Source organism: Stenotrophomonas sp. SrG (genome assembly GCF_050031795.1).
In the GTDB taxonomy this organism is placed as follows: Bacteria; Pseudomonadota; Gammaproteobacteria; order Xanthomonadales; family Xanthomonadaceae; genus Stenotrophomonas; species Stenotrophomonas rhizophila_A.
Genome location: NZ_JBNBBE010000347.1, coordinates 1 through 264, shown reverse-complemented (window position 1 = coordinate 264; position 264 = coordinate 1). Strand labels below are relative to the sequence as shown.

Sequence of the window (264 nt, the reverse complement as noted above, 5' to 3'; positions counted from 1 at the left end):
CGAGGCCAGCGCCGTGGACCGGCGGCATCCGGTGCTGGTCGAGCATAAGCCGGACGATGTCTTGGGCCTGCTGGCGCATCGCCTGCGACTGAGGGAGGAACGAAGGGGCGGCCGGAACGTGGCCGTGAGCGCCGCCGCGCCTGCGCGCGGCGTACCCGGCATCATGGCCGCGGCGGTGTAGCACGGACCGGATGGCCCCAGCGTGGTGCTCATGAAGCCGCGCGTCCACTGCGTTGGCCTCAACGGCACCGGCCAGGCCTGGGA

The 264-nt window shown here is 72.7% G+C and carries 1 protein-coding gene; it reads left to right on the top strand.

What is annotated here, in order from left to right:
• A partial coding sequence (locus ACQG3P_RS20060; RefSeq protein ID WP_426806025.1) for a hypothetical protein occupies positions 1-181 on the top strand: 181 nt, incomplete at its 5' end.
• Between the last annotated feature and the right edge of the window lie 83 nt (positions 182-264).